Source organism: Blastococcus sp. SYSU D00820 (genome assembly GCF_054050695.1).
This window is the reverse complement of the sequence record NZ_JBJGZW010000006.1, coordinates 163,085-183,374: the sequence shown is the minus strand read 5'-3', so window position 1 is coordinate 183,374 and position 20,290 is coordinate 163,085. Positions and strand designations below refer to the sequence as shown.

Genomic DNA, 20,290 nt, shown 5'->3' with positions numbered 1-20,290 from the left:
CGGTCGGGCCCGCCCGGGGACGGCGCAAACATCTGCGGCCCCCCCCCCCCCCGCGGGCGGCCCGCGCGGCGTAGGGGGCGCGCCCCGGGGCGGCGGGGGAGCGGGGGTGCCGGTGGGAACGCAGTTCGGCCACTACGAGCTGCACGGGCTGCTCGGCCGCGGCGGGATGGGCGAGGTCCACCGCGCCTTCGACCGCGGTCAGCAGCGGTTCGTGGCGCTCAAGCTGCTCTCCCCGCACCTGGCCACGGACGCGCGCTTCGTGGAGCGGTTCCGGCGTGAGGCGATGGCCACCGCGAGCCTCAACGACCCGCACGTCATCCCGATCCACCAGGCCGGCGAGATCGACGGGCGCCTCTACATCGACATGCGGCTGGTGGAGGGCTCGGACCTGTCGGAGGTCCTCGAGGCGCGGGGCCCGCTGCCGCCGCCGGAGGCGGTGCGGGTCGTGCAGCAGGCCGCCGAGGCGCTCGACGCCGCGCATGCCAGGGGGCTGCTGCACCGGGACGTGAAGCCGTCGAACCTCCTGCTCACCACGCAGGGGTTCGTCTACCTCGTGGACTTCGGGCTGGTCCAGTTCCTCGAGGCCGCCGGCGCCCCGCTGACCTCGATGGGCCAGACGATCGGCACGTTCGCCTACATGGCGCCCGAGCGGATGGGCGGCGACCAGCCGGTCGACCGCCGCGCCGACGTCTACTCGCTGACCTGCGTGCTGTTCGAGGCCCTGACCGGTCGCCGGCCGTTCGCCGACGCGAGCATCCTGGGGCTCACCCGGGCGCACCTGTACGAGCCCCCGCCGCGCGTGACCGACGTCCGCCCCGACCTTCCGGCCGTGTGGGACCAGCTGGTCGCCCGGGGGATGGCGAAGGACCCGGCCCAGCGCTTCCCCACCGCCGGCGCGCTGGCGGCCGCCGCCGCGGAGGCCCTGGGCGCCCCGCCGCCCGACCGGCGGCGGAACGGCCCGGTCCGGCCGGATGACGACACCGTGCACCGGCCGGTGCCGCCATCCGGGCCGCCCGGTGCCGAGCCGCCCGTCGCCGGGTCGCCCGCCGGCCGCGGCCGGCGCCGGGCCTGGCTGGTCGCCGCCGTCGCGGCGACCGTGGCCCTGGCGGTGCTGGCCGTCGTCGCCGTCACCGGGGGCTGGTTCACCGGCGGCGATCCCGAGGCCGCCTCGTCGACCACGAGCACGGCCCCGACGACCAGCCGGCCCCCGACGACCCCGCCGAGCACGACACCGCCCCCGACGACCCCGCCCCCGACGACCCCGCCCCCGCCGCCGACCACGACGGCGTTCGACCCGCGGCTCACGGCGGTCTTCCCCGACCTGGCGGGCGCGCCAGGGGTGGACTGCGCGCCCTACGCCCTGCGGCCGGACCAGCTGAGCACGCCGGACGGGAGCCAGCCGCTGCTGGTGGTGGCCTGCGTCTACGCGTCGGCGCCGGATGGTCGCGTCTACTACCACCTCTGGGGCGACTTGACGCTCGGGCCGGTCTTCATCGACGGGCTCCGGGCCGGCTACGCGACCGTGCCGGGGCTGGAGAGCACCCGGTGGACGTTCGACGGGCTGGACCAGGGGCCGTACACGTCGACCGCCGGCCCGGCCGGGACGCCGTTCGCGGTGCAGGTCTTCGCCTGCTACGACCGCGCGCCGGCGTGCATGTCGATCACCGCGCCCGACCTGGAGACCGCGCGTGTGCTGTGGGGGTCCTGGCAGCCCAGCCGCCAGTAGCTCTCGGCGGTGGAACGGAAGCGGACCGTGACGGCTGACCGCCGTCCCGGACGGGTCCGTCACCTCGACCCGGGGAGGTCGTTCCTGCCGGTCGAGTGACACCGCACCCGTTCCGAACCGCCCCGGGGGTCCCCTTGTCAGCTGCGCGTCGTTCCCCGCACCGGAGGCCGCACGGCCGCCGGGCCCTCCTCGTCACCGGCCTGGTCGCCGCGGCCGTCGCCCTGCCGGGCGTGGCCTCGGCCGAGGAGGGCGGCAGCGCGCCGGCGCTCCCGCCCGAGCTGCAGTCGGTCGTCGAGGACGTGCAGCAGGGCGTCGGCGACCTCGCCGGCGGGGTCCCCGGTGGCGTGCCGGCCACGGGGGACACCGGGGAGGGCGCCCCGGCTCCCACGGCGCCCGCGGTGCCCGAGCTGCCCGGCTTCGACCCGTCGATGCTGGAGCCGCTCGGCCTGTCCGCCGACTGCGTCGGCCAGTTCCAGGCGACGGTGGAGGCGTTCCTCGCCGACCTGCAGACCCTGCTCACCGAGGGCGCCGCGGAGTTCCAGGGCCTGGTCACCGACCTGGTCACGAAGCTCACGACCGACCCCGGCAGCCTGCTCGACCCCGCGCTGCTCGACCCGGGTGCCATCCCCGGCGCCGACGAGCTCGAGGCCCTCGTCACCAACCTGGTCGCGAACCTCGAGGACCTCGCCGCGGCCTGCGTCCCGGTGCCCGAGGCGCCCGGCACCACCCCGCCGCCGGCGCCGCCCGCGGCGCACACGCCCGAGCCGCCGGCCACCCACCCGCAGCCGGTCGCGGCTCCGGTGGCCCAGCAGCCGGTGCAGTACCTGGGCTACGCCCCCACGGGCGGCGAGCCCGCGGACGACGGCCCGGGCGCGCTGCCGCTGGCCGCCCTGGGCGGCGCGGCGCTGCTCGCCGGCGCCACCGCGGTCACCCGGATGCGGACCCGTGTGGCGCGCGACGAGGGGTGAGCGGCTGCCGCTGCTGACCGCGCTGGCGGTCGGGCTGGCGTGCCTGGCGCTGCTCGGGTGGGTGTACCGGCCGGGCAGCGCCCCCGCGCAGGCCTCGGCGCCGGTCGCCGAGCTGCTCGCGGTGCCGGCGACCGGTGAGGTGCCGGCGCTGCCGGCCGGCACCCGGCCGGCCGACGGGCCGATCGTGCCGGCGCGGCTGACCGTGCCCGCGATCGGCGTGGACACCGCCGTGGAGACCCGCGGCACGGTCAGCTACGAGAACCCGTTCACCGGGGAGCCGGTCGCCGGCTACGGCGTCCCGGAGTCCATGCGGACCACGTCGTGGTGGTCCGACGGCCCGGCGCCGGGGTCCGGTGCGATGGCCGTCGTCCTCGGGCACGCCCGGTCCGGCGGCGGGGCGGTGTTCGACGGGCTGACCGACCTGTCCGCCGGTGACGAGGTCGTGCTGACCGACGCCGGCGGCGCGGTCCTGCGGCTGCGGGTGCTCGGCGAGCCGGTGACCGGCCTGGACAAGGCCACCTCCGCGCTGTCCGACACGCTCAACGCCCACCCGGAGGGCGCCGACCTCGCGCTGGTGACCTGCGGCGGCGAGTACGACGAGGACGCCGGCGCCAGCGAGGACAACACCGTCGTCTTCGCCGACGTGGTCTGACCCGGCTCAGCCGGCCGCCGCGGGCGGCTCGCCCGGCGGCGCGACGTCGCTGATCCGCGGGAACGGCCGGGTGGAGAAGACCACCTCCACGGGCACCCGGAAGAACTCGGCGATCCGCAGCGCCAGGTGCAGGCTGGGGTTGTACTCGCCGCGCTCCAGGTAGCCGACGGTCTGGTAGTGCACGCCCAGGGCGTCGGCCAGCTCCCGCCGGGTGACGCCCTGCTCGGCCCGGAGCAGCGCGATCCGGTTGTGGACCGCGTCGCCGCGGTCGCCGCTCACCGGACCCACTGCACCGCCGCGTCCCGGGCCGCGGCCACCTGGGATCCGGACTGCCGCCGGGCCATCCGCCGGAGCACCCGCGGCGTGACCAGCAGGCCGGCGACCGCCCAGGCGGCGAGGACGAGCACCGTCGTCCCGGTGCGCCAGGAGTCGCCCAGCTCCACGGTGACGGCGGCGTCGGGCAGGAACGCCGAGCGCATGCCCAGGCCGATCCAGTACGTGGGGAACACCTGGGCCACCGCCTGCACCCACCCCCACAGCGCCTGGATCGGGAAGAAGATCCCCGAGATCGCCGTGACGGCGAGCACCGGCAGCATCCCCCAGGTGCCCACCTTCTGCGTGCTGGGCACCACCGCACCGATGACCATGCCCAGCGGCAGGGTGGCCAGCAGCCCCAGCGCGACCACCCAGGCGACGGTCAGCCAGCCCGCCGCCCCGCGCGCCATCACGTCGTCGAACAGCAGGAAGCTCGGCACGAGGATGACCAGGAGCATCGGCAGCAGGCCGAGGGAGTGGTAGAGCACCTGGCCGGTGACGTAGCCGGGCATGCCGTGCGGCAGGGCCTTGTGGCGCAGCAGCGTGCCGTCCTCGCGCTCCATGGCCAGGGCGAACGCCGGGCCGATGACCACGCCGAAGGCCAGCAGCCCGGCCAGGATGCCGGGCAGGCTGTAGGCGACCAGCGAGATGCCGGTGTCGCCCAGCTCGCCGTTCCGGTTGAACCACAGGTAGAGCAACGTGCCGCCGCCCATGGTCAGGTAGAACGCCTGGTCCTGCGGGCTGCGCAGGCTGAGGACGAACTCGGTCCAGCCGCGGCGCAGGCCGAGGCGGACGGCGTTGCGGGTCGCGCTCACGGGACCACCACCGGGACGTCGGGCACCGGGCGGGTGCGGCTCTCGAACTGCTGGACCATGGCGAGGTAGGTGTCCTCGAGGCCGGCCGGGCGCACCTCGAGGTCGGTGAGCTCGTCGCCGTGCTGCTCGAACAGCCGGCGGACGAAGGCGACGACGTCGTCGGTCGCGTGCACGAACCGCTCGGCGCCGCAGGCCCACCGCACCTCGGACGTACCCGCGACCTGGCGGGCGAGCGCCTCCGGGCTGCCGTCGGCGACGATGCGGCCGCCGGCCAGGATCAGGATCCGGTCGGCCAGCCGCTCGGCCTCGGCGAGGTCGTGGGTGGTCAGCAGGATCGTCGTGCCCTCGAGGTCGGACAGCCGGTGCACCAGGTCGTGGAAGTCCCGCCGCGCCTGGGGGTCGAAGCCCGCCGTCGGCTCGTCGAGGAAGAGCAGGTCCGGCCGGCCGATGATGCCCACGGCGACGTCGAGCCGGCGGCGCTGGCCGCCGGAGAGGGTGCCGATCCTGCGGTCGGCGGACCCGGCCAGGCCGACGACGTCGAGCAGCCACTCCAGCTCGTAGGGCCGCGGCCGCTCGGCGGTGCCGTAGGGGGCGTAGTAGCCGCCCAGCTGCCCGAGCAGCCGGCGGGGGGTCCACCGGGCGTGGTCCCGCCACGACTGGAGGACCACCCCCACCCGTGCCCGCCAGGCGTCGCCGGCCCGGGCCGGGTCCTCGCCCAGCACCTCCACCGTGCCGGCCGAGGGCAGCCGGAAGCCCTCGAGCACCTCGATGGTGGTCGTCTTGCCGGCCCCGTTGGGGCCCAGCAGGCAGACCACCTCGCCGGGGTGGACGTCGAGGTCCACCCCGGCGAGCACCTCGTTGCTGCCGTAGCTCATCCGCAGGTCGCGCACCCGGACGACGGGGTGCCCGGACAGGTCCTGACTCATCGCCGCTCCTCGCCCCCCGTGAGGAATGCGGTGATAGTAGGACTGCTACATCCGAAGCACAACTACTCCAGGCGGGCCTCCGGGGCCAGCCCGACGACCTCGCCGACGACCCACACCGCCGGCGGCCGGATCGCCTCGTCGGCGAGGGTCTGCGCCAGCCCGGCCAGCGTCGTCCGGACCACCCGCTGGGTGGGGGTGGAGCCGTCGGCGACGACGGCCACCGGCGTCGCCGGCGCCCGGCCGTGCTCGACCAGCGCCGCGGCGATCGCCGGCGCGGTGTCCACGCCCATGAGGACGACGACCGTGCCGCGCAGCCGGCCGATGGCCGCCCAGTCGACCAGCGACTGGGGGTGCCCGGGCGGCAGGTGCCCGGAGACGACGACGAACTCGTGGGTCAGCCCGCGGTGGGTGACCGGGATGCCGGCCAGGGCCGGGACGCCGATCGCGCTGGTCACCCCCGGCACCACCTCGACCGGCACGCCGGCGGCCACGCAGGCCTCCAGCTCCTCCATGCCGCGGCCGAAGACGAACGGGTCACCGCCTTTGAGCCGCGCCACGCGCCGGCCGGCCTGCGCGTGCTCGACCAGCAGCGCGTTGATCTGCTCCTGCGCCATCGACCGGCCGCGGGGCAGCTTCGAGGCGTCGATGACCTCGACCTCGGGCGGCAGCGAGGCCAGCAGCGACTGCGGCGCCAGGTGGTCGGCGACGACGACGTCGGCCTGGGCGACCGCCTGCTGCCCGCGCACGGTGATCAGCCCGGGGTCGCCGGGCCCGCCGCCGACCAGCACGACGCTGCCCGGCCGCCCGCCGGCCGGGGTGCGCGCGGCCCGGTCGGCGATGCTGCCGTCTGCCAGCCCGGCGAGGACGGCGTCGCGCACGCCCACCGCGCGCTGCGGATCGCCGCCGCCGTGCACGCCGACGACGAGGTCGCCCTGCCGGCCCACGGCCGGCGTCCAGACGCTGGAGGAGGCGCGGTCGTCGGCGCGGGCGCAGAACACCCGGGACCGCTCGGCCTCCGCGGCGACCGCGGCGTTGACCTCCGGATCGTCGGTGGCGGCGACCGCGTACCAGGCGCCGTCGAGGTCGCCGGGCCGGTAGCGCCGGCGCACCCAGGTCAGGGAGCCGGGCGCGACCAGGGCCTCCAGCGCGGGGGTCACGTCGGGGCTGACCACGGTGACCCGGGCGCGGGCCTCCAGCAGCCCGGCCACGCGGCGGTGGGCGACCTGGCCGCCGCCGACCACGACGACCGGCCGGTCGAGCAGGCGCAGGCCGACGGGGTAGACGACTCCGCTGGCGGGGTCGACGGGGGTGGCGCTCATCAGCTCTTCTCGGTGACGCCGGCCGAGTCGAACGTCGCGACGTCCCGCAGCCCCCGGGCGGCGCTGGCCACCAGCGGCAGCGCCAGCAGCGCGCCGGTGCCCTCGCCCAGCCGCAGGTCCAGCCCGAGCAGCGGCCGCAGGCCGAGCGCCTGCACGGCGAGGGCGGAGCCGGGCTCGGCGGAGGTGTGCCCGGCCAGCACGGAGTCCAGCACGGGCGGGCACAGGGCGGCGGCCACCAGGGCGGCCGAGGCGGCGATGACGCCGTCCAGCAGCACCGGGACGCGGGCCGCGGCCGCGCCCAGGAGGAACCCGGCGACCGCCGCGTGCTCGAGGCCGCCGACCTCGGCCAGCGCGGCGAGCGCCTCCTCCGGCGTGCCGGGCCGGCCGGGCACGCGGGCCACGGCCCGCTCGACCACGGCGACCTTGCGGGCCAGCGTCGGGTCGTCGACGCCGGTGCCGCGGCCGGTCGCCGCGGCGGCGTCGGCCCCGGTGAACGCGCAGACCAGCGCCGCGGACGGGGTGGTGTTGCCGATGCCCATGTCGCCGGTGACCAGGCAGCCGGCGTCGGCGGCCAGCGCGGTGGCCACCTCGATCCCCACCTCGACGGCACGGCGAGCCTCGTCGAGGGTCATCGCCGGGCCGACGGCGAGGTCGGCGGTGCCCGGGCGGACGCGGCGGGCCAGCAGCCGCGAGCCGTCGGCGACCGCGTACGGCGTGGCCACGCCGACGTCGACCACCACGACGTCGGCACCCAGCTGCGCGGCGAAGGCGTTCACCACGGCGCCGCCGGCGACCAGGTTGGCCACCATCTGCGCGGTGACCTCCTGCGGCCACGGCGTCACGCCCTGGGCGTGCACGCCGTGGTCCCCGGCGAAGACGGCGACCGCGGCCGGCACCGGCAGCGGCGGGGGGCACGAGCCGGCGATGCCGGCGAGCTGGGCGGCGACGTCCTCCAGGACGCCCAGGGAGCCCGGCGGCTTGGTCATGCGGTCCAGGCGCTCGCGGGCGGCCCGCTCGGCCGCGGCGTCGCGCGGGCGGACGGCGGCGACGGTGCGGCCCAGCAGCGTGCCGGCGAAGGGCGGTTCGGTGCTCAGCGGATCTCCTCGGGGACGCGGGGCACGTCGGGCGTCGTCGGCGGCGTGCGGTGCCAGGGGGACAGGATCGCAGCGAGGTCGGCGGCGAACGCACGCGAGGTCCCGGGATCGCGGACGGCGATGCGCACGTGGTCGCCGTCCAGGCCGGGGAAGGTGTCGCCGCGGCGCACCGCCCAGCCCCGCTCGCGCAGCGCCGCGCGGACCGCCGCGCCGCCGGGCACCCGCAGCAGGACGAACGACGAGCGCGGCTCCCCGACGACCTCGACGCCGTCGGGCAGGGCGGCCAGCAGCGCGGCGCGCGAGCGCTCGAGCTCGCGGGCGGCGGCGTCGGCCTCGGCGCGGGCGGCCGGGGCGGTGCAGGCGGCCAGCGCGGCCAGCGCCGGCGTGGAGACCGGCCACGGCGGCTGGTGCCGGGCCAGCTCGGCGACCAGGCCGGCCGGGCCCAGCGCGTAGCCGACCCGCAGCCCCGCCAGCCCCCAGGTCTTGGTCAGGCTGCGCACCACGAGCAGCCCGGGCAGGTCGCGGCGGCCGGCCAGCGACGCCGGCTCGCCGGGCACGGTGTCGGCGAACGCCTCGTCGACCAGAAGCACCCGGCCGGGCCGGGCGAGGGCGGCCACCGCCTCGGCGGGGTGCAGGACCGAGGTGGGGTTGGTCGGGTTGCCGAGCACCACGAGGTCGGCGTCCGCCGGCACGGCGGCCGGGTCCAGCCGGTAGCCGGGGGCCTCGAGGAGCAGCCGCTCCACGGGATGCCCGGCGGCGCGCAGCGCGGCCTCCGGCTCGGTGAACGACGGGTGGACGACGACCGCGCGGCGCGGCCGCAGCGCGCGCGCCACCAGCACGAACGCCTCGGCCGCGCCCGCGGTGAGCAGCACCTCGCCGGGCGGGCGGCCGTGCGCGGCGGCGACCGCGGCACGCGCGGGCCCGGCGTCGGGATAGGCGGCGCCGGCGTCGAGCGCCTCGTGCAGCAGCGTGCGCAGCCACTCGGGGGGCGTGCCGGCCCGCACGTTCACCGCGAGGTCGGTCAGCCCGGGCGCCAGCTCGGCGTCGCCGTGGTGGGAGAGGTCGTACGTCACTCTGTCCACGGTTCGCTCCCGCGGCGCGCTCCGCTCACGCACACCGCCACCGCCACCGTCACCCGGCCCACCACCGTCTTCCGGACCACCAGCGCCCCGCCGGCCGCCAGCGCGGCGGCCTCCGCCACCGACGGCGTCCCCACCCGCGCGGCGACCGCGGCCGACGGGCTCGGCACGGGCACCCGGGCCAGCTCGGCCGCCGCGTACGCCGCCACCGGCCACCCGCGGGCGGCGGCCGCCGCGGCGATCCCCGGCTCGGCCGCGCGCACGTCGAGCGTGGCCAGCCGCACGTCGCCGGCGCCGGCCGGCAGGACGGCGTCCACCGCGGCCAGCACCTCCTCGGCGCCGACCCCGGAGGAGGCGCCGACGCCGACGACCTTCACGTGGGCACCCCCGGCCGGTCGGGCAGCGCCGCCAGCAGCTCGGCGGCGTCGCGGGGGAGGGCGCCGTCGGGCAGCAGGCCCAGCGCGCGCAGCCGCGCGCCGACGGTCAGCGCCCACGGCCGGTCCAGGCGGGCGCGGGCCAGCAGGCCGTCGTCCCCGAGGACGTCCTCGGGCCGGCCCTGCACCACCCGCCGGTCGACGACGACGGCGACCTCGTCGGCCCAGCGCAGCGCGAGGTCGACGTCGTGGGTGCTCATGACGACCGTCGACCCGGACTCCTGCAGCCGGGTCAGCGCGGCCAGCGCCTCGGCGACCGCGGAGGGGTCCAGCCCGGCGGTCGGCTCGTCGAGCAGCAGCACGCACGGCCGCATCGCGACCGCGCCGGCGATCGCCACGCGCTTGCGCTCGCCGTAGGAGAGCTGGTGGGTGGGCCGGGCGGCCAGGTCGTCGACGGCGAGCAGGCGCAGCGCCTCGGCCACGCGCTCGCGCACCTCGGGCTCCGCCAGCCCCAGGTTCAGCGGGCCGAAGGAGACGTCCTGCGCCACCGAGGCGCTGAACAGCTGGTCGTCGGGGTCCTGCAGCACCAGCTGCACCTCCTGCCGGTGCGCGCGCAGCCCGCGGCGGGTGTGCTGCAGCCGGACGCCGTCCACGCTCACCGACCCCGCGGCCGGGGCCAGCGCGCCGGACAGGCAGCGCAGCAGCGTGGTCTTGCCCGAGCCGTTGGCCCCGAGCACGGCCAGCCGCCGGCCGGCCGGCACGGTCAGCGAGGCGCCGTCGAGCACCCGCCGCCCGCGCTCGTAGCCGACCACCAGCCCCTCGGCAGCCAGCGACCGGTGGCTCATGCCACCACCAGCGAGACCGCCACCAGACCGGCCAGCCCGGTGGCCGTGGCGGCGAGGAAGGCCGGGGACGACGGCAGCACCTCGGGCAGCACCCGCAGCCCGGTCTCCAGGCCGCGGCCGGCCAGCCCCTCCTGCATCCGGCGGGCCCGCGACCAGGAGCGGGTGAGCACCGCGGCGGCCAGGGCGCCCGAGGAGCGGTAGGAGCGGCGCACCGACGAGTAGCCCATCCGCGCGGTCTGGGCCTCGCGGATCGTCCGCAGGCTCTCCAGCAGCACGAACAGCAGCCGGTAGGTCACGCTGGCCACCTCGACCACGGCGGCGGGCACGCGCAGCCGGCGCAGCGCGGGCAGCAGGTCCGACATCGGCGTGGTGGTGGCCAGCAGCAGCACCGCGGCGCCCCCGGCCAGGGCGTGCCCCACCAGCGCACCGGCGGTGGCCGCGGCGTCCGGCGCCCAGCCCAGGCCGCCGCCGTCCACGGAGACGACGGCGGTCAGCGCGCCGATCGCGACGAACGCCAGCGGCCAGCGCACCGCCCGGCCGAAGGTGCGGGCCGGCACCCGGGCGGGGCCGAGGGCCAGCAGCACCGCGGTGCCGGCGACCAGCGCGCTGCCCGGCCACGGCGGCAGCAGCAGCGCGCAGACCACCAGGCCGGCGCACAGCAGCAGCTTGTCGGTGGGGGAGCGGCGCCGCCAGGCGCTGGCCCAGGCCGCGTCGTCGACGGCCAGGGTCACTGCGGATCGGCTCCCGGAGTGCTCGCCGCGGCCGCCGCCGACCGGCGGCCGCGCAGCCGGCCGAGCACGTAGCCGAGCACCCCGGCGCCGAGCGCGGCCTGCAGCGCGAACAGCCCCGACTCGACCTCGCCGGCCGGGCTGAACAGGGACTGGAACCAGGGGGTGTAGCCGTCGGCCTCGAGCTCCTCGGTCACGGCGGCGTCGGTGCCGCCGTACTCCGAGGCGCCGCCGTCGACCAGCAGCGGAACGGCGAACAGCGCCACCACCGCGAGGACGAGCAGGGTGTTGACCAGCGCGCGGCGGCTCACGCGGCACCTCCGGAGGTCGTCTCGGCGGGGGCGGGGCGCAGGATGCCCAGCCGCTCGAGCTCGGGTCGGGCGTTGACGGTGAGCACCCGGAACAGCAGCACGCCGAGCAGGCCCTCGCCGATGGCCAGGGGGATCTGGGTGAGGGCGAAGACGCCGAGGAACTTCACCAGCGCACCGGCGAAGCCGCTGCCGGCGTCGGGGAAGGCCAGCGCCAGCTGCAGCGACGTCGTGACGTAGGTGGCGAGGTCGGCCAGGGCCACGCCCGCGAAGACGGCCGGGAACAGGCCGGCACCGGCGGAGCGGGTGAGGCGGTAGGCGGCGTAGCCGGCCCAGGGGCCGACCACCGCCATGGCGAAGGCGTTGGCGCCGAGGGTGGTGAGCCCGCCATGGGCCAGCAGCAGCGCCTGGAACAGCAGCACCACCGTGCCCAGCAGGGCCATCACCGGTGGCCGGAAGAGGATGGCGCCGGCGCCGGTGCCGGTCGGGTGGCTGGAGCTGCCGGTGACCGAGGGCAGCTTGATCGCGCTCAGCACGAAGGTGAAGGCGCCGGCGGCGCCCAGCAGCAGCGTGGAGTCGGGGTTGGTGCGCACCTCCTTCACCACCGCGCGGGCACCGTGCACCACGAACGGCGCGGCGGCCACGGTCCAGCCGATGGCGTGGGGGGCCGGCAGGAACCCCTCAGCGATGTGCATGGATGCGCTCCTTCTCCGTGGCCGTGGCCGTGGCCGTGGCCGTGGCCGCGCACGCGGCGACGAACCTCGAGGCGATGGCCGGCTGCCCGGCCCAGTGCAGGTGCAGGTACGAGGCGTGCACCGGGCCCTGCACGAAGCCCTCCGACGCCGACGTGCCGGGGCCGGTGGTCCAGCGCCAGGCGGGGGGCGCGCCGGCTCCGGGCTCGGCGGCGGTGCGGTGGAACTCGTGGCCGCGCACCCGGGTGCCGGCCGGCACCAGGACGGAGTCGGTGGTCGCCACCGCGGCCCGGTAGCCGAGGGTGAGCCGGTCGGTCATCGCCGCGGTCACGTCGAGGACGCCGCACATCGGCCGGCCGTCGAGCTCGCGGGCCAGGTAGAGCAGTCCCGCGCACTCGGCGGCGACCGGACCGCCGCGGGCGGCCAGGGCGGCGATGTCGGCCCGGAGGCCCTCGTTGGCCGACAGCCCCGCCGCGAACACCTCGGGGAACCCGCCGCCGAGCACCACGCCGGCGGTGCCCTCGGGCAGTGCCGGGTCGCGCAGCGGGTCGAACACCACCACCTCGGCCCCGGCAGCGGCGAGCAGCTCGGCGTGCTCGGCGTAGTCGAAGGTGAACGCCGGCCCGCCGGCGACGGCGATCCGCGGCCGGCCGGGCACGGGGGTCACCTCCGCGGCCGGGTCCCAGGGCGCGGCGTCGAGCGGGGGAGCCGAGCGGGCCAGCGCCAGGACGGCGTCCAGGTCGACCCCGCCGGCCACGACCTCGCCCAGCGCCCGGACGGTGGCCAGCGCCTCCTCGGCGCGCTCGGCCGCCGGCACCAGGCCGAGGTGCCGTGAGGGGGTGGCCAGCTCGGGCAGCCGCCGGATCGCGCCCAGCACGGGCACGCCGCTGCCCTCCAGCGCCCCGCGCAGCAGCTCCTCGTGCCGGTCGCTGCCGACCCGGTTGAGGATCACGCCGCCCAGCCGCACGGTGGGGTCGAAGGTGGCGAAGCCGTGCACCAGCGCCGCGACGCTGTGCGCCTGGGCCGAGGCGTCGACGACGAGCACGACCGGCGCGCGCAGCAGCGTCGCCACGTGCGCGGAGCAGCCGTAGCCCGGCGGCACGTCGGGGTGGGTGGCGCCGTCGAACAGCCCCATCACGCCCTCGACGACGGCGACGTCGGCCCCGCGGGCGCCGTGCAGGAACAGCGGGGCGATCCGCTCCTCGCCGGCCAGCCACGGATCGAGGTTGCGGCCGGGGCGGCCGGCGGCCAGGCCGGCGTAGCCGGGGTCGATGTAGTCGGGGCCGACCTTGTGCGGGGAGACGGTGAGCCCGCGGGCGGTGAGCGCGGCGACCAGGCCGGTGGCGACCGACGTCTTGCCGGCGTTGCTCGTCGGCGCGGCGAGGACGACGCGCGGGATCACCACTCGATCCCCCGCTGGCCCTTCTGGCCGGCGTCCATCGGGTGCTTGACCTTGGTCATCTCGACCACGAGGTCCGCGGCCTCGACCAGCGCGGGGTGGGCGTCCCGGCCGGTGATCACCACGTGCTGGGTGCCCGGCCGGTCGCGCAGCGTGGCGACGACGTCGTCGACGTCCACCCAGCCCCACTTCATCGGGTAGGTGAACTCGTCGAGCACGTAGAAGCGGTGCGCCTCGGCGGCGAGGTCGCGCTTGATCTGCGCCCAGCCCTCGGCGGCGTCGGCGGCGTGGTCGACCTCGGTGCCCTGCCGGCGCGACCAGCTCCAGCCGCTGCCCATTTTGTGCCAGACGACCGGCCCGCCCTCGCCGGTCGACTCGTGCAGCCGGCCCAGTGCGGTGAGCGCGTTCTCCTCGCCCACCTTCCACTTGGCGCTCTTGACGAACTGGTAGACCGCGATCGACCAGCCCTGGTTCCACGCGCGCATCGCCATGCCGAACGCCGCGGTGGACTTGCCCTTCATCTCGCCGGTGTGCACGACCAGCAGCGGCCGGTTGCGGCGCTGGCGCGTGGTCAGCCCGTCGTCGGGGACGACGCTCACCTGTCCCTGGGGCATCGGTCAGGCCGCCTCTCGGACCGCGCGGACGGTGCCGGCCAGCGTCTCGGCGGCCAGCTCCTCCAGCCGCAGCGTCTGCGCTCCGAGGTGCCGGCCGAGGGTGGCGGCCAGCCCGAGCCGGACCGGGCCGGACTCGCAGTCGACGACGACCGACGCCGTCCCCGAGGCGGCGAGCAGGGCGCCGGCGGCGTGCGCGTCGGCCAGGGCGGTGCCGCCGCGGGCGCCGGTGGCCCGGCCGTCGGTGACGACGACCAGCAGCGGACGGCGGCGCGGATCGCGCACCCGCTCGACCCGCAGCACCTCGGCGGCGCGCAGCAGGCCGGCCGCCAGTGGCGTGCGCCCGCCGGTGGGCAGCTCGGTCAGCCGGGCCGCGGCGGCCTCGACCGACCAGGTGGGCGGCAGTGCCAGCTCGGCGTCGGTGCCGCGGAAGGTCACCAGCCCGACCTTGTCGCGGCGCTGGTAGGCGTCGAGCAGGAGGGAGAGCACGGCGCCCTTGACCGCGCCCATCCGCGCGCGGGAGCCCATCGAGCCGCTGGCGTCGACGACGAAGAGGACGAGGTTGCCCTCCCGGCCCTCGAGCGTGGCCTGGCGGAGGTCCTCCCGGGCGATCCGCAGGCCGGTGCCGGTGCGGCCGCGGGCCACCTGGTGCGGCGCGGCGGCCAGCACGGTGTCGACCAGGTGCAGCCGGGTGACCGGCCCGGACGGGCGGGTGGAGCCGACCACCCGGCCGCGCTCGGCCCGGGCCCGCGACCGCCGGCCGGCCGTGCCGGTGCCGATGCCGGGCACCTCGAGCCGGCGGGTGCGGAAGGCGTCGGGCGGGGCGACGGCGGCCCGCTCGGGCGCGGGCGAGGTGCCGGAATCGCGCTTCTGGCCGTCCTCGGGGGTGCCATTCGCGCGCGAAGGGCCGCCCTCGGGGGTGCCATTCGCGCGCGAAAGGTCGTCCGGGGGAGGGGAGCCGCCGCCGTCCGGCCCGCCGGTCGGGTCGGTCGGCTCGTCGGGGTCGGTCGGCTCGTCGGGGTCGGTCGGGTCCTCCGGGTCGGTCGGCTCCTCGGGCCGTGACTCCTCGGGCCGCGACTCCTCCAGCGCGCGGTCGAGGGTCTCCTCGTCGAGGCCGGGGGCGTCGAAGGGGTTGCGCCGGCGGCGGTGCGGCAGGGCCAGGCGGGCGGCCACGCGGACGTCGTCCTCGGTGACGGCGTCGCGCCCGCACCAGGCGGCGTGCGCGATCGCGGCGCGGGCGGTGACGAGATCGGCACGCAGGCCGTCGACGTCGAAGGCGGCGCAGACCGCGGTCACCTGGCGCAGCGCGCCGTCGGAGAGGACGACGTGCGGCAGGCGGGCGCGGGCCGCGGCGATCCGCGCGGCGAGCGCGGCCTCCTCCTGGGCCCAGGTCGCGGCGAAGCCGGCGGGGTCGGCGTCGTGGGCGAACCGGCGGCGCACCACCTCGGCGCGCTCGGCCGGGTCGCGCGGGGCGGCGACCTCGACGGTGAGGCCGAACCGGTCCAGCAGCTGGGGGCGGAGCTCCCCCTCCTCGGGGTTCATCGTGCCGACGAGGAGGAACCGGGCGGCGTGCCGCACCGACACCCCCTCGCGCTCGACGTAGGCGGTGCCCATCGCCGCGGCGTCGAGCAGCAGGTCGACCAGGTGGTCGTGCAGCAGGTTGACCTCGTCGACGTAGAGCACCCCGCGGTGCGCCGCGGCCAGCAGCCCGGGCTCGAAGGCCTTCACGCCCTCGGTCAGCGCCCGCTCGAGGTCCAGCGAGCCGACGACGCGGTCCTCCGACGCGCCGACCGGCAGCTCGACCAGCCGCGCCGGGCGGGTGGAGCCCGGAGCGCCGGGATCGTGCGGCCCGTCGGGGCAGCCGGGGTCGGGCGCGGCCGGGTCGCAGGCGAACCGGCAGCCGGCGACGACGGCCACCGGCGGCAGGACGGCGGCCAGCGCGCGCACCGTCGTCGACTTCGCCGTCCCCTTCTCGCCGCGCACGAGGACCCCGCCGACGGCGGGGGAGACGGCGTTCAGCAGCAGAGCCAGGCGCATGTCGTCCATGCCGACGACGGCGCCGAAGGGATAGGTCACGGGTAGACCACTGGTCCTCTCCCCGGGTGTCCACGCCCGGAGGTGGCAGGAAGCGACGGCGGGAGTTCCTGGCTCCCCGGCCGGAGCCGGGTCACAGTGGCGGGACCGCGCCGGAGTCGCACCGGGCTTCCTCCACTGCCGTCGCAGTTCGCGCCCATTCGACCACGGCGATCCGGCAGGGGACAGGGGCGGTGTCACTTGACGGGTCGGAAAGTGATGCAGCAGACTTTCCGACATGGAAAACGACGACCCCGTCCTCGACCGCGAGTCCGCCGCCGCGCAGCTGGCCCTCCTCCGGGCCGACCGCGAGGCACTGGCCGAGCGGGTCCGCCTCCAGCCGTGGTGGTACGACGTCGCCCTCGGCCTGCTGCTGTTCGGCTTCCTGTCCTCCTACGCCTTCGACACCCTCTGGGTGACCATCCCGGCGCTGGTCGTGTTCATGGGCGCGATGGGTGCGCTGGTGGCCGCGTACAAGCGGATCACCGGCATCTGGGTGAACATCGGCTGGCGGGCCATGTCGGCCTGGCTGGCCGTCGCGCTGCCGGTCCTGGTCGCCGGCTTCGTCCTCGCCGAGGGCTTCGACCAGCGCTGGGCGATGGTGGTGGCCGGAGCGGTCCTCGGCCTCGCCGTCATCGTGTTCGGCCGCTACTGGGGCAGGGCGCTCGTCGAGGACCTGCGGAGCTCGCTGTGACCGCGGTGGCCGCGCGGTTCGACGCGGTCATCCACCCGCCGCCCCGCCTGCAGATCTGCGGCCTGCTCGCCGCCGTCGACACGATGGAGTTCGCCGCCGTCCGCGACGCCATCGGGGTGAGCGACTCGGTCCTGTCCAAGCACGTGAAGCAGCTGGAGGAGGCCGGGTACGTCGCGGTGCAGAAGGCGACGATCGCCTCCCGCCAGCGCACCAGCCTGTCGCTGACCCGGACCGGGCGGGCCGCGTTCGACGCGCACGTCGCCGAGCTGCGGCGGATCACTGGGGTCTAGGGGCGCAGCGCCGGGCCGCCCGGTTGACTGCACCCGTGGCGGAGCGGGGGTGGGGCGCGCGGGCGGCCGACCTGGCGCTCGTCGTGGCCGGCGCCCTCGCGGCCACCGTGGCCTTCGACGCCCTGGACCTCCCCTCCGCACCGCTGTTCGGCGGCCTGCTGGCCGGCCTCGTCCGCGGGCTGGCCGCCCGGCGCCGGCTCGACCTGCCGCGGCCGGCCGCGACCGCGGCGCAGGCCACCGTCGGGGTGTCGATCGGCGCGCTGGTCGACCCCGACACGTTGGCCGCGCTCGGCGCGGACTGGCTGCCGGTGCTGCTCGTCGTGGTCGGCACGCTGGCGCTGAGCCTGGCCGCCGGGCTGCTGCTGCGCCTCCAGCCGGGCATCACGCCGGTCACCGGCGCGTTCGCGATGATCGCCGGGGGCGCCTCGGGCATCACCGTCATGGCCCGCGAGCTCGGCGCCGACGACCGCATGGTCGCCGTCCTCCAGTACCTGCGGGTGCTGCTGATCGTCGTCCTCATGCCGGTGGTCGCCACCACCCTGTACGGCGCCGAGCCGGGGTCCGGCGGCGCGGTCGCCGGGGACGACGGGCCGGGGTGGCCGCTCGGGCTGCTGTTCACCGCCGGCTGCGCGGTCGCCGGGCTGTTCCTCGCCCGGTGGCTGCACGTGCCCGTGCCGGCCCTCCTGGGCCCGCTGGGCGTCGCCGCGGCGCTCGACCTCGGCGGGCTCTCCGGCGGCGCCGGGGTGCCGGTGCCGCTGGAGTCGGCGGCCTTCGTGGTCATCGGCCTCTCGGTGGGGGTGGCCTTCGACCGGGCCAGCCTGGCGGCGGTCGGCCGGGCGCTCCCGCTGGCCCTGGCGGTCATCGCCGGGTTGGTCGCGGGCTGCGCCGGGCTCGGCGCCGTGCTGGCCGCCACCACCGGCGCGGGCGCGCTGGACGCCTACCTCGCGACCACGCCGGGCGGGCTGTACGCCGTCCTGGCGACGGCGACCGACGGCGGCGCCGACGCCACGTTCGTGCTCGCCGTCCAGGTCCTGCGGCTGTTCGTGATGCTGCTCAGCGCGCCGCTGGTAGCCCGCTGGCTGCGCCGCGGAGAGGGCGGCCGCTCGTCGGGGTGATCGCCTCGGGCGCCGCGCGCGCCTACCCTCGACCGGGTGTCCCACGCGTCGAGGAGGAGCGAGCTGTCCGAACCCGTTGCCGCCGGCGCGCCCGTCCCCGAGGAGGACGCGGTGCTGCTCTTCGTCGGGGGACCCCTCGACGGCCGGGTCGAGGTGCGGCCGGCCCGGCACGGTGAGCCGCTGCCCACGGTGACCCACGTGCACCTGCACGACGGCCCCAAGGTGGTGTCCCGCTACGACCTCCAGCCCCTGCCGGGCGGGGCCGGCGTCTACACGCTGCGCCCGCGGGTCGCCGCGCCCGAGCGGAACGGCTCGGCCGCGGACTGACGGGCGTCACCCCCGGCACCTGACGGGCGGCACTGCCGGTCGGGCGGTGCGCGGCGGGACCGTTCCGGGCATGCCCGACCTCCTGCTCGTCCACGTCGTCGCCGGCGCCGCGGGGCTGCTGCTCGGCCCCCTCTGGCTGCTCGCCCGGCCGGCCGGGGCCGCCCGCGCGCTCGCCGCGGCCTACCTGGTCGCCGTCGCCGGGGTCGCCGTCACCGGCGGTGCGCTGGCCCTCGCCCGGCCGGGGCTGGCCTGGCTGCTGCCGGTCGCCGTGCTCACCGGGGCGATGGCCGGCGCCGGCGCGGTCGCGCGGGCCCGGCGGTGGCCGCTGCTGCAGGCACACCTGCTGGGCGGCTCCTACATCGCGCTGGTCACCGCCCTGCTCGTCGTCCGCACCGGCAGCCCGGTCGCCTGGGTGCTCCCCGCGCTGGTCGGGCAGCTGCCGATCGCGGTGGCCGGGCGCCGGCTGGTCGCCGCTCAGGGCCGGCGCAGCACCCAGGCGGCGTAGCCGTACTCGCCGGGGTGCGCCCGGCGCAGGTCGATCTCCGCGCGGAACGGGGCGAGCGCGGCCGCCGGCACGCCGGCGGCCGCCAGCGCCGCCAGCCGATCGGCCATCGGTCCGAGGTAGGCCGTCCAGTCGGACTCCGGCAGCACCTCGGCGGCCAGGACCTCGTAGCCGGCGCGCTCCGCCGCCGCGGTCGTCGCCGCCACCGGGCGCATCGCCGGGTAGGCGCCGGCCCAGAACGCCTGCACCTCCGGCCCGGCCGGGACGTCGGTCCAGCAGGCGTCGCTGAGCACCAGCACCCCGCCCGGACGCAGCAGCGGCCGCCACGTGCGGAGGGCCGCGTCCACCCCCATGACATAGGCGGCCCCCTCGCACCAGAGCAGTCCCACGGACGACGGCGCCACCGGCAGCGCCGCCATCGAGGCGAGGGCGGGGACCACCGGACCGGCCGGACGGGCGGCGCGGACGTCCGCGCGCAGCCGGTCGAGGAACGGCCGGTGGGTGTCCACGGCGAGGACCGGCAGCCCCGCGCCGGCGAGCACCAGGGACGACCGGCCGGGCCCGCAGCCGACGTCGACGGCGACCGTGGCCGGTGGCAGCGGCCCGGCGGCAGCCAGCAGCCGCCGGGCGGTGGCGTCGGACCCGACGCCTTCCCGGGGGAGGCCGGTGTGCACCGCCCAGAACAGCTCCGCGTCCACGCCGCCATCGTGCGGGTCGCCGCCCCCTGGGTCGACCGGATACCTACGGCCGTGTTGACTTCCTAAGGGCGTTAGGAGAACACTTCCGCCATGACCGGGACGGCGCCGCTGGACCGCCGGCAGCGGCGGCGGCAGGAGACGATCGAGCAGGTGCTCGACGTCGCCGCCGAGGTGATGGCCGACCAGGGCGTCGCCGGGCTGACGCTGGGCGAGGTGGCCCGCCGCATGGGCATCCGGCCGCCGTCGCTCTACGTCTACGTCGACAGCAAGGCCGCGCTGTACGACGCGCTCTTCGAGCGGGGCTGGCGGCGGTTGCTCGCGGTGTTGCAGGACGTGCAGGACGCGCTCGACCTGGGGGATCCCGGAGCCGTCCTCGCCTACAACCGGGCCTTCGTGCGGTGGGCCGTGGAGCACCCGGCGTACGCGCCCCTGATGTTCTGGCGCCCCGTCCCCGGGTTCACGCCGTCGGCCGCCGCCTATGCGCCCGCGGTGGAGACGGCCCACCGCGGCCGGGCGCTGCTGGCCGAGCTGCAGGCGCGGGGTGTGCTGTCCGCCGCGGCCGACCTCGACCTCGCCTTCCGCGCCCTCACCGCGGTGACCAGCGGCGTCATCAGCCAGCAGCTGTCCAACGCGCCCGGTGAGCCGTTCGAGACCGGCGCCTACACGTCCACGCTGCCCGTGGTGATCGCCATGTGGCTGTCGCAGTTCGGCCCGCACGGAGCCGGCTGACCGATCCCGAG

Annotated in this window: 24 protein-coding genes and 1 riboswitch; of the genes, 9 read left to right on the top strand and 15 right to left on the bottom strand. The window is 77.5% G+C overall.

From position 1 onward, the window contains the following. Window positions 1–112: 112 nt before the first annotated feature. The 3 genes from ACI79R_RS09770 (at window position 113) to ACI79R_RS09760 (ending at window position 3,346) form a co-directional block, all read left to right on the top strand. Window positions 113–1,726: a serine/threonine-protein kinase gene (locus ACI79R_RS09770; RefSeq protein WP_456573405.1), complete on the top strand. Its 1,614-nt coding sequence runs from the start codon at window positions 113–115 to the stop codon at window positions 1,724–1,726. 134 nt (window positions 1,727–1,860) lie between these two features. Then, window positions 1,861–2,694, top strand: coding sequence for a hypothetical protein (locus ACI79R_RS09765; RefSeq protein WP_456573404.1), 834 nt, complete (start codon window positions 1,861–1,863; stop codon window positions 2,692–2,694). Then, window positions 2,672–3,346: a class F sortase gene (locus ACI79R_RS09760; RefSeq protein WP_456573403.1), complete on the top strand. Its 675-nt coding sequence runs from the start codon at window positions 2,672–2,674 to the stop codon at window positions 3,344–3,346. Before ACI79R_RS09765 ends, ACI79R_RS09760 begins: the two co-directional genes overlap by 23 nt. Window positions 3,347–3,352: 6 nt before the next feature. On the opposite strand, the gene ACI79R_RS09755 is transcribed toward ACI79R_RS09760, so the two are convergent. From ACI79R_RS09755 to ACI79R_RS09690, 14 genes are all read right to left on the bottom strand, one after another. After that, window positions 3,353–3,625 carry a helix-turn-helix transcriptional regulator gene (locus tag ACI79R_RS09755; RefSeq protein WP_456573402.1) on the bottom strand — a complete coding sequence of 91 codons (273 nt, stop codon included), beginning with the start codon at window positions 3,623–3,625 and terminating at the stop codon, window positions 3,353–3,355. Beyond that, window positions 3,622–4,476, bottom strand: coding sequence for an ABC transporter permease (locus ACI79R_RS09750; protein ID WP_456573401.1), 855 nt, complete (start codon window positions 4,474–4,476; stop codon window positions 3,622–3,624). The genes ACI79R_RS09755 and ACI79R_RS09750 overlap by 4 nt, the downstream gene beginning before the upstream one ends. Next, the gene (locus ACI79R_RS09745) at window positions 4,473–5,402 is read right to left on the bottom strand and encodes an ABC transporter ATP-binding protein (RefSeq protein WP_456573400.1); all 930 of its coding nucleotides are present in this window, start codon (window positions 5,400–5,402) and stop codon (window positions 4,473–4,475) included. Before ACI79R_RS09745 ends, ACI79R_RS09750 begins: the two co-directional genes overlap by 4 nt. 62 nt (window positions 5,403–5,464) lie before the next feature. Next, window positions 5,465–6,721, bottom strand: coding sequence for a uroporphyrinogen-III C-methyltransferase (gene cobA / locus ACI79R_RS09740; protein ID WP_456573399.1), 1,257 nt, complete (start codon window positions 6,719–6,721; stop codon window positions 5,465–5,467). Next, entirely contained in the window at window positions 6,721–7,782 is a 1,062-nt protein-coding gene (gene cobT / locus ACI79R_RS09735) for a nicotinate-nucleotide--dimethylbenzimidazole phosphoribosyltransferase (RefSeq protein WP_456573410.1), read from the bottom strand. Before cobT ends, cobA begins: the two co-directional genes overlap by 1 nt. Before the next feature lie 29 nt (window positions 7,783–7,811). Further along, complete coding sequence (gene cobC, locus ACI79R_RS09730; protein ID WP_456573398.1) at window positions 7,812–8,897, bottom strand: Rv2231c family pyridoxal phosphate-dependent protein CobC; 1,086 nt, start codon at window positions 8,895–8,897, stop codon at window positions 7,812–7,814. Then, window positions 8,885–9,271, bottom strand: coding sequence for a cobalamin biosynthesis protein (locus tag ACI79R_RS09725; protein ID WP_456573397.1), 387 nt, complete (start codon window positions 9,269–9,271; stop codon window positions 8,885–8,887). The genes cobC and ACI79R_RS09725 overlap by 13 nt, the downstream gene beginning before the upstream one ends. After that, a complete protein-coding gene (locus ACI79R_RS09720; protein WP_456573396.1) occupies window positions 9,268–10,113 on the bottom strand; it encodes an energy-coupling factor ABC transporter ATP-binding protein in 846 nt (281 codons plus the stop codon). Before ACI79R_RS09720 ends, ACI79R_RS09725 begins: the two co-directional genes overlap by 4 nt. Beyond that, window positions 10,110–10,844 carry a cobalt ECF transporter T component CbiQ gene (gene cbiQ / locus ACI79R_RS09715; protein ID WP_456573395.1) on the bottom strand — a complete coding sequence of 245 codons (735 nt, stop codon included), beginning with the start codon at window positions 10,842–10,844 and terminating at the stop codon, window positions 10,110–10,112. Before cbiQ ends, ACI79R_RS09720 begins: the two co-directional genes overlap by 4 nt. Beyond that, a complete protein-coding gene (locus ACI79R_RS09710; RefSeq protein ID WP_456573394.1) occupies window positions 10,841–11,152 on the bottom strand; it encodes an energy-coupling factor ABC transporter substrate-binding protein in 312 nt (103 codons plus the stop codon). The genes cbiQ and ACI79R_RS09710 overlap by 4 nt, the downstream gene beginning before the upstream one ends. Continuing rightward, window positions 11,149–11,844 carry an energy-coupling factor ABC transporter permease gene (locus ACI79R_RS09705; protein ID WP_456573393.1) on the bottom strand — a complete coding sequence of 232 codons (696 nt, stop codon included), beginning with the start codon at window positions 11,842–11,844 and terminating at the stop codon, window positions 11,149–11,151. Before ACI79R_RS09705 ends, ACI79R_RS09710 begins: the two co-directional genes overlap by 4 nt. Next, window positions 11,831–13,243, bottom strand: coding sequence for a cobyrinate a,c-diamide synthase (locus ACI79R_RS09700; RefSeq protein ID WP_456573392.1), 1,413 nt, complete (start codon window positions 13,241–13,243; stop codon window positions 11,831–11,833). Before ACI79R_RS09700 ends, ACI79R_RS09705 begins: the two co-directional genes overlap by 14 nt. Further along, entirely contained in the window at window positions 13,240–13,854 is a 615-nt protein-coding gene (gene cobO / locus ACI79R_RS09695) for a cob(I)yrinic acid a,c-diamide adenosyltransferase (protein WP_456573391.1), read from the bottom strand. The genes ACI79R_RS09700 and cobO overlap by 4 nt, the downstream gene beginning before the upstream one ends. A 3-nt stretch (window positions 13,855–13,857) precedes the next feature. Then, window positions 13,858–15,927 (bottom strand): putative cobaltochelatase, encoded by a 2,070-nt coding sequence (locus ACI79R_RS09690; protein ID WP_456573390.1) that lies wholly within the window; start codon window positions 15,925–15,927, stop codon window positions 13,858–13,860. 62 nt (window positions 15,928–15,989) lie between these two features. Then, window positions 15,990–16,060, bottom strand: a riboswitch (cobalamin riboswitch). 102 nt (window positions 16,061–16,162) lie between these two features. On the opposite strand from ACI79R_RS09690, the gene ACI79R_RS09685 reads away from it, so the two are divergent. The 5 genes from ACI79R_RS09685 to ACI79R_RS09665 all read left to right on the top strand — a co-directional run bounded on the left by ACI79R_RS09685 (window position 16,163) and on the right by ACI79R_RS09665 (window position 18,855). Beyond that, entirely contained in the window at window positions 16,163–16,618 is a 456-nt protein-coding gene (locus tag ACI79R_RS09685) for a hypothetical protein (protein ID WP_456573389.1), read from the top strand. After that, window positions 16,615–16,908: a transcriptional regulator gene (locus tag ACI79R_RS09680; protein WP_456573388.1), complete on the top strand. Its 294-nt coding sequence runs from the start codon at window positions 16,615–16,617 to the stop codon at window positions 16,906–16,908. The genes ACI79R_RS09685 and ACI79R_RS09680 overlap by 4 nt, the downstream gene beginning before the upstream one ends. Window positions 16,909–16,943: 35 nt before the next feature. After that, window positions 16,944–18,023 (top strand): AbrB family transcriptional regulator, encoded by a 1,080-nt coding sequence (locus tag ACI79R_RS09675; protein ID WP_456573387.1) that lies wholly within the window; start codon window positions 16,944–16,946, stop codon window positions 18,021–18,023. A 36-nt stretch (window positions 18,024–18,059) separates the two neighbouring features. Next, window positions 18,060–18,350: a hypothetical protein gene (locus ACI79R_RS09670; protein ID WP_456573386.1), complete on the top strand. Its 291-nt coding sequence runs from the start codon at window positions 18,060–18,062 to the stop codon at window positions 18,348–18,350. 70 nt (window positions 18,351–18,420) lie between these two features. Beyond that, a complete protein-coding gene (locus ACI79R_RS09665) occupies window positions 18,421–18,855 on the top strand; it encodes a hypothetical protein (protein WP_456573385.1) in 435 nt (144 codons plus the stop codon). On the opposite strand, the gene ACI79R_RS09660 is transcribed toward ACI79R_RS09665, so the two are convergent. Then, window positions 18,825–19,550: a class I SAM-dependent methyltransferase gene (locus ACI79R_RS09660; protein WP_456573384.1), complete on the bottom strand. Its 726-nt coding sequence runs from the start codon at window positions 19,548–19,550 to the stop codon at window positions 18,825–18,827. The two genes, ACI79R_RS09665 and ACI79R_RS09660, sit on opposite strands and share 31 nt — an antisense overlap. 90 nt (window positions 19,551–19,640) lie before the next feature. Here ACI79R_RS09660 and ACI79R_RS09655 point away from each other — a divergent pair, with 90 nt between their 5' ends. Further along, window positions 19,641–20,279 carry a TetR/AcrR family transcriptional regulator gene (locus ACI79R_RS09655; protein WP_456573383.1) on the top strand — a complete coding sequence of 213 codons (639 nt, stop codon included), beginning with the start codon at window positions 19,641–19,643 and terminating at the stop codon, window positions 20,277–20,279. Window positions 20,280–20,290: the final 11 nt, after the last annotated feature.

Coding starts and splice junctions, on each gene's coding strand:
- ACI79R_RS09745 (WP_456573400.1), bottom strand. CDS start 5,402: ATGAGTCAGGACCTGTCCGGGCACCCCGTCGTCCGGGTGCGCGACCTG.
- ACI79R_RS09685 (WP_456573389.1), top strand. CDS start 16,163: ATGGAAAACGACGACCCCGTCCTCGACCGCGAGTCCGCCGCCGCGCAG.
- cobO (WP_456573391.1), bottom strand. CDS start 13,854: ATGCCCCAGGGACAGGTGAGCGTCGTCCCCGACGACGGGCTGACCACG.
- ACI79R_RS09720 (WP_456573396.1), bottom strand. CDS start 10,113: ATGAGCCACCGGTCGCTGGCTGCCGAGGGGCTGGTGGTCGGCTACGAG.
- cobA (WP_456573399.1), bottom strand. CDS start 6,721: ATGAGCGCCACCCCCGTCGACCCCGCCAGCGGAGTCGTCTACCCCGTC.
- ACI79R_RS09655 (WP_456573383.1), top strand. CDS start 19,641: ATGACCGGGACGGCGCCGCTGGACCGCCGGCAGCGGCGGCGGCAGGAG.
- ACI79R_RS09705 (WP_456573393.1), bottom strand. CDS start 11,844: ATGCACATCGCTGAGGGGTTCCTGCCGGCCCCCCACGCCATCGGCTGG.
- ACI79R_RS09665 (WP_456573385.1), top strand. CDS start 18,421: ATGCCCGACCTCCTGCTCGTCCACGTCGTCGCCGGCGCCGCGGGGCTG.